At 41.3% G+C, this 6,315-nt stretch carries 4 protein-coding genes; 1 reads left to right on the top strand and 3 read right to left on the bottom strand.

Features of this window, described 5'->3' with window-relative positions:
• Positions 1–384: 384 nt before the first annotated feature.
• The 3 genes from upp to Q8W26_RS16525 form a co-directional block, all read right to left on the bottom strand.
• On the bottom strand, positions 385–1,011 hold the full coding sequence (upp, locus tag Q8W26_RS16535; RefSeq protein WP_101215779.1) for a uracil phosphoribosyltransferase: 627 nt from the start codon (positions 1,009–1,011) through the stop codon (positions 385–387).
• 67 nt (positions 1,012–1,078) lie between these two features.
• Complete coding sequence (locus tag Q8W26_RS16530; RefSeq protein WP_101215778.1) at positions 1,079–2,977, bottom strand: bifunctional diguanylate cyclase/phosphodiesterase; 1,899 nt, start codon at positions 2,975–2,977, stop codon at positions 1,079–1,081.
• Between the two features lie 231 nt (positions 2,978–3,208).
• Positions 3,209–5,605 (bottom strand): fatty acid cis/trans isomerase, encoded by a 2,397-nt coding sequence (locus Q8W26_RS16525; protein ID WP_305473783.1) that lies wholly within the window; start codon positions 5,603–5,605, stop codon positions 3,209–3,211.
• A gap of 153 nt (positions 5,606–5,758) precedes the next feature.
• On the opposite strand from Q8W26_RS16525, the gene yjjX reads away from it, so the two are divergent.
• Positions 5,759–6,301, top strand: coding sequence for an inosine/xanthosine triphosphatase (gene yjjX, locus Q8W26_RS16520; RefSeq protein WP_101215776.1), 543 nt, complete (start codon positions 5,759–5,761; stop codon positions 6,299–6,301).
• Positions 6,302–6,315: the final 14 nt, after the last annotated feature.

The raw sequence follows: 6,315 nt of genomic DNA, 5'->3' as shown, positions 1-6,315 counted from the left end.
TTAGTAGCGTGTTGTAGTAGGTCCTCGATGAAACCACCTCGAGGAATTGACGCCTTTAGGGTAATCACTGTCATCCCTTAGTGTTTTAAGCCGGGATCTTGCTCAGCCTGTTACTCACTTGAATTAGTAGCGTGTTGTAGTAGGTCCTCGATGAAACCACCTCGAGGAATTGACGCCTTTAGGGTAATCACTGTCATCCCGGTAGTGTTTTAAGCCGGGATCTCACTCAGCCTGTTACTCACTTGAATTAGCAACGTGTTGTAGTAGGTCCTCGATGAAACCACCTCGAGGATGACGATTGACGCCTTTAAGGTAATCACTGTCATCCCGGTAGTGTTTTAAGCCGGGATCTTACTCAGCCTGTTACTTGCGATGATTGGGAATTTATTTAGTTCCAAAAATCTTGTCTCCAGCATCACCTAAACCCGGTAAGATATATCCATCTTCATTGAGGTGAGAATCAACAGCTGCGGTATAGATAGTGACGTCAGGGTGAGCTTTATGCATTGCTTCTAAGCCTTCCGGCGCTGCGACTAAGACTAAGGCTCTAATGTTAGTACAGCCCCTCTCTTTTAATAGGTTGATGGTCGCAATCATTGAGCCTCCAGTGGCTAACATCGGATCGACAACAAGTGCTAGGCGTTGTTCAATGTCTTTAACTAGCTTCTCGAAGTAAAAAACAGGTTCTAGGGTTTCTTCATTACGGTACATGCCAACAACAGAGATTTTCGCATTAGGTATAGAAGTTAACACGCCATCCATCATGCCTAGACCGGCGCGCAGAATAGGGACAACAGTTAATTTCTTACCTGCGATTTGCTGGACGGTTATTTGACCATTCCAACTTTCAATTGTTTTATTTTCTAACTCAAAGTCACGCGAAGCTTCATAAGTTAGTAGGTTACCGACTTCAGAAGCTAACTCTCGAAAGTGTTTCGTACTAATGCCATCTTCGCGCATTAAACCGAGTTTATGTTCAATTAATGGGTGGGTTACTTTTACTGCATTCATCTCTAACTCCTCGCTTATAACTTAAAGCTACATACCATTTATAGAATGACAGAAAATAGTTTAGCTTTTAAACTTTAGCCTTTTCAGGAGCCATATCCCAAACTCCTGTGCCATTATGAGCAAGGTGACCAATATTCTGATTTAACACTTTTTCACCCACACTCACTGGTGATACTGGCCGGCTAAATAGGTAACCTTGAATATAGACAACCCCAAGTGATTTTAGCAACTCTAATTGATTAACGTCTTCGATACCTTCTGCAACAACTTTTAGATTGAGTCGCTGAGAAAGCTCGACAATCGATTTTAGGATCTTGCTGTGCTTAGGGTTTTGTGTCGCTTGAGTAATGAACATACGGTCTATTTTTAATACATCGACAGGTAATGTTGCTAGTATCGCTAATGAACTAAAGCCCGTACCGAAATCATCAATCGCGATGCAAACACCTTCTTGACGTAACCTCTCTAATTCTGAAATTATCTCACTGGAAATATCAATAAAGCATGATTCAGTAATCTCAAGCATGAGTGCTGATGGCGGTAGTCCAGTTTTCTTTAGTGTATCCATCACCCAACGATAGATTGAGCGATGTTTTAATTGAATATTAGACACGTTAACAGAAATCTGAGTCTTATTCATACCGGCGTTATACCATGCTGACATTTGTCGGCAGGCCTCAAATAAAATCCAATCCCCTAACTGTAAAATCTGATTAGAGTCTTCGGCAATGGGAATGAATTCAGTGGGGGTAATAATACCTTCAACTGGATGCTGCCAACGCACTAGAGCTTCAAAGTAACTTATCGCACAGCCTTCAACGTGAACTATCGGTTGAAAAGTGAGATAAAAACTATTGGTGGTTAGTGCAATGCGCATTTCTTCTAGCAGATAATGGTAACGACGTAATGTGTTGCTCATTTCTTTAGAGTAAATACGGTAGATACCTCGGCCATCGACTTTAGCTCGATACATGGCAACATCTGCCATTTGTACTAGAGTTTCTGGGCTATTGGCACTGTCGGGGTACACAGCGATACCGACACTGGCACTTATCTTGATTGTCTTATTACCAAGAATGAAATCCCGCTCGAGCTCTTTTAATACTTGTTGTGCAACTTCAACAGCTAGGTGTGGACTATCTAGGTGCTCTATAAACAAGGTGAATTCATCACCACCCAGGCGAGCTAAGTTTAATTCGAGTCCTTGCGGGCTATCAGGAAAGCTAAGATTCTGACTTCTTACGACAGTCTTTAAGCGTTCTGCTACCTGAATTAATACTTCATCACCAAAGGAATGACCAAAAGAGTCATTGACCTGTTTGAAGCCGTCTAGGTCAATAAATAATAAGCCACTGCGGTAAGCAGGCTCTTTGGCGTTAAAATTGATTCGCTGATTGATATGTTCTAAAAAGCAATGACGATTAACGAGCTGAGTTAATTTATCGCAGTCAGCATTGCGTTTGCTGTGTGCTTGATAGTCATTAACTTTGGATAATAAGAAATCTAGCGCCAGCGATAATCGAATTGTCGCTGGATGCTCTTGCGGTACTTCATTTTTATCACTGAAAACAGCAATGAGGTTATCAGTCTTTTTACAGAGCTGATTAACGGCGTGACGATGCTTTTCTCGTTGAGAGTTGCTGGCAATAAGAAAAGTGGTAAATAGGCAAATAATTAAGGCAATAAAGGGTAAAGCAAGCTCACGTGCCGTATCGAGTATGATAGGGTTTAAATAGATCAGTTCAATATTAGTGTCTTGTGCATTAGGGCTGACCAAGATAGCTAGCTTATTTAAGTGCTTGGTTAACGGTGATAAAAATAACGCACCGCTAATGAGCTGTTCTGCAGTTGTAAGGGCGGTGAGGTCAGACTGAGAGGCGGTAAAAGTGGAATACTGCTGATGTAAATTATCTACTTTTGTGTGTAACGCATTAGTAAATAGCGTATAAATCATAAAAGTAAACATCAGAAAAAAACCGATGAAGGTTTTTGTATATCTACGGTTGATAGTGCTCAAAGTACTTCCCTTAATATATTAGTGCGCTTTAAGAATGTCCTTTTTCCTAGCCAAATTATAGTTAATACATGTAAATATCGCTATATATTTATATCTACAGGATAGAATATAACAATAAACGCCTGAGAATAGAAAGCGATAATTATTTTTCGAAATCAACAAACGTTAATAAAAAATCTCTTATCGGTTTTCTAAACGGTTATAGTCTAGCAGGCCATACTCTAGAGGTTGCCACTTTTTAAACGATTGGTGAACTGAATCACTATATTGCCAGAAATTTGGGTGTGTTCTTCTAATACCAAACTGGTTTAATAAAAAGTGATAATCTAGCTCACTTGAGAGCTGTTCCAATGCAATGACAAATTGTTCTAATTGCGATTCTTTGACACGAAAGAACGTGTTTGGGTATGCCCCAATGAACCCCTGTACGAGAGTCAGTGAGTCCTGTTGCGGTAAGCGACGTTCTTCTTCAGCAATAATATGTGCTACGTTTTTATGCGCATTATGATGAAGTAGTGTGAAATGTTCTAGCTTTCTTGTTGCTGTTTCGATACTTAGGATACTTGTTTGGGCGAGTAGTTTTGTTTTAACACCGCTTAGTTGATTAATTCTCTTCAATAAATCAATGCTTCTCTGTTCTAGCTTGGCGGTATCAAGCGTAAACTGGTGCATAAAGGTTGGTTCTAGATGACGCTTTATTTTTTGTTGCAGCTCTTGATATGGCTGTTGTGTGGTGTAGGTAATTCCGCTTTCACTGTTTAATAATAAACGGGTGTCAGTAAAATACTTTTCGGTTGTTTCTGGTGCGCCTTGGTACCACTGATTAATTAGGGGAGACCTTGCCTCTTTGGGCAATAATCCGAGCAAGTTGAATTCACCTTCCATTCTAAGGAAGTCCATGTAAAGACGCGTTTTTAATTGATGACCATAGTTGCCATACACGTCAAAGCCTGCAACCAATAAGTAATGTATCTTCTCGAGTAAAGGGTAACCAATAAGCCACATTGTTTGAGGTTGTTCACCGATTAACCCATATTCAACTGAAGCAGTATCGAAGTGGCGGAAAATAGTTAACGCGGCATTTGGGTTATGGCCATCACCATCCCAAACGGATTGTAGAGATGGTTTAAAACCCTCTTGGTAAATTGTATTTACATACTGTGATTTCGCTTCTAAATACGCCATTTGATGTTTTGCATATTGGCGCCAATTAAGAATACCAGCGGTACTACCTGAGTCCGCTGGTAAACGTAAATTTTTGGTTGCCTTGATAATACCATGTTGCTCTATGGCATTTAATCGGTGTTGCTCTGACGCATCATCGTTAGGGGCGGCAAAGATGACCCAGAGATGATCGTTAATAACATTCAATGCTATTTGACCTCGACAGACTGGTCCTTTGATGAAACCCATGATCGTAAAGCGAGCTTCTTCAAGCATAAATCGGTAACGCGAATTTGCTGGAATTTGAGCAAAAGTAACAAATGGATTTGATGCCGTTTTCAAATCATAGGAAGGCAGGGATGTGACTTGATAGTGATCATTGAGAAACCATTTTGTTAGTTTTTTCATACGCTGTTCATTGAGTGCGTAAGGCATATGGGTTTTTGATAAAATAGTTGCAGTGACTCGCTGTAAGCGGTAATAAACCCTATCGACTCCCGGTGTTTCAAAAGGGGTTCGGGTAGCTATAACAGTAATCGGTTGTTGTGGTGGTGTCTTAGACCGAACTAACTTAAAAAATGTTCTTTGGTGGGCACTGCCAGATGGGTCAAAGTATAAGTTGGCTAGAAACCAATGTTCATAGATATACCGTGCCATTAGTTGCGCTTTTAAGCTATCTTGGTTTAGAAATTGTTCCCAATTGTTTACTTGTGTTTGTAGTTCGGCGCTTAAGGCAGGCAACTGCTTTACTGGTGCGCCTGCAGTTAGCCATTGGCTGAGTGTTGTGTATTCATTGTGCGAAAGTTTTGGTAGTCCGTAAGGCATTCCCCAGTGAGGTGTCGATTGTTCAAAGCTCGCTAGCTGAGCTGTCGTTGGGCAAGATTGACTTCTATCGAGTGAAAAGTCATACAGTTGCTGAGATAACGGTCGGTTATCTAATTGCTGTGAATGTTGCTGTTTTAATGTGAGCAGGCGATGCATCACACTTGCTTCTTGGTCGCCGGAGGGAGCTCGTTCGTTTAGTACTGGAAAAAAGCCTTTCTCTCGCCATTGTTGCGGTGAATGTGCATCAATAAATAACCGAGAAGGTTCAGCGGCAATCAATCGAGAGCCGGAATAAACTTGCTCTTTGCTAGCTCCACGCGCTAAACCGTCATACGAGGCCAAGTTGAGTTGGCACGGCGCATCATAGCAACCATGACATACCGTACAACGCTTATCGATAATCCCCTTGGCGTTGGCGTCATAGCTTAAAGGGCTGTCATTTGTTGCGATAACAGGCTGGATAAAACGTGTAGGATTTTCTTCTCCGTATAGTTCATCGAGCTCGAGCTGAGGAATGATGGCACAAGCGCTTAAAAATAGCGTTAAAAGTAAGGCCGACTGTAAACGCGAGCTTGAAAGGGAGCGCATAAGTGGTTCCATGTCCTAGGCGAAAAACTAGACTGCTATTTTAATTGAGTTTAGTGGTAGGGGTTAGTCTTTTTTCTTTACCTTGAACTATTATCTGCATTGTGGTGCATGCTATGCTCCGAGCGAAAGTTAAGTTTAAGTGGAAAAGTAAGCATGTCATCTCAAAAATTTAGAGTCGTGGTGGGTTCTAATAACCCTGTCAAGATTAACGCTATTAAAAGTGCATTAGCGCTTTATTACCCTAATGACGAGATAGAGTGCCAAGGAATAAATGCTCCCTCATTAGTCAGGGAACAACCGATGACAACTCAAGAGACACGAGATGGTGCAGTGAATCGATTAAACTATTGCCAGCAACACGCTCAAGCTGACTTTTATGCAGCGATTGAAGGGGGTGTTGATAATTTTGAGGATGGTCCAGCCACGTTTGCTTATATTGCGATATCTGATGGTAAGCAACTGAGTGTTGGTAGAAGTGCAAATTTACCTTTGCCACAGTCTGTTTATCAATCACTTGTTGAGGGGGCAGAGTTAGGGCCCCTCATGGATAAGCTATTTAGTACGCATAATATCAAGCAAAAAGGTGGCGCAATTGGTTTGCTAACTAATGGCTTGGCGACGAGAGAAGGGAACTACCGGCAAGCGGCGGTATTAGCCTTAGCTAAGTTCTTTCATGCATCTTTATTTGAGCAATAGAATGCGTTTAATGT

Origin of the sequence: Psychrobium sp. 1_MG-2023, from assembly GCF_030689115.1 — a bacterium.
Classification (GTDB): Bacteria; Pseudomonadota; Gammaproteobacteria; order Enterobacterales; family Psychrobiaceae; genus Psychrobium.
Note: the sequence above shows the minus strand (reverse complement) of the source record. Positions and strands in the feature narration are given on the sequence as shown.